This window comes from Sandarakinorhabdus oryzae (assembly GCF_009733735.1).
Taxonomy (GTDB): domain Bacteria; phylum Pseudomonadota; class Alphaproteobacteria; order Sphingomonadales; family Sphingomonadaceae; genus Sandarakinorhabdus; species Sandarakinorhabdus oryzae.
Genome location: NZ_WNJP01000418.1, coordinates 1 through 550, shown reverse-complemented (window position 1 = coordinate 550; position 550 = coordinate 1). Strand labels below are relative to the sequence as shown.

At 71.3% G+C, this 550-nt stretch carries 1 protein-coding gene; it reads left to right on the top strand.

Translation table 11 applies throughout. The features are described from left to right. Nucleotides 1–120: 120 nt before the first annotated feature. Nucleotides 121–550 (top strand): hypothetical protein (locus tag GJ693_RS17375; protein WP_207789979.1); only part of this gene is annotated, 430 nt, incomplete at its 3' end.

Below are 550 nucleotides of genomic sequence, written 5' to 3'. Positions count from 1 at the left end.
GCCTTTGCCGCCACCGCGCCGGCCGCCGGCACGCTGACGTGGAAATTGGCGGCGAGCGGCGGCGGCGCGGCCGATGCCGTGCAGGTGGAGCAGATCGTCGAGCCCGCCATGCCGCCGGCCGTGATCACTGCCGCCCTCACCCGCGCCGGCCTGCCAATTGCAATGCCGGCAGGCGCCCTGCCCGGATCGGCCTTTGTCACCGTTGCGCTGTCGCCGTCGCTGGGCGGCAATCTGGCTGGCATGCGCGCCTATATGGCGGCCTATCCCTATGATTGCATTGAACAACGCCTGTCCAAAGCGGTGGCGCTGGGTGACAAGGCCATGTGGGACAGCAACGCGGCAAGCCTGTCGACCTGGATCGACGAGAAGGGCCTGCTGCGCTTCTTCCCCAACGCCGGCATGCGCGGCGATGCTGACCTGACCGCCTATGTGCTGCGCCTCTCCCGCCTGTCCGGCTGGCCACTGCCGGCACCGGAGCGGGCGCGGCTGGTGGCGGGCCTGCGCCCGATTGCCGAAGGCCGGGTGGCCGGTGACCGGCTCGCCGCGCTGG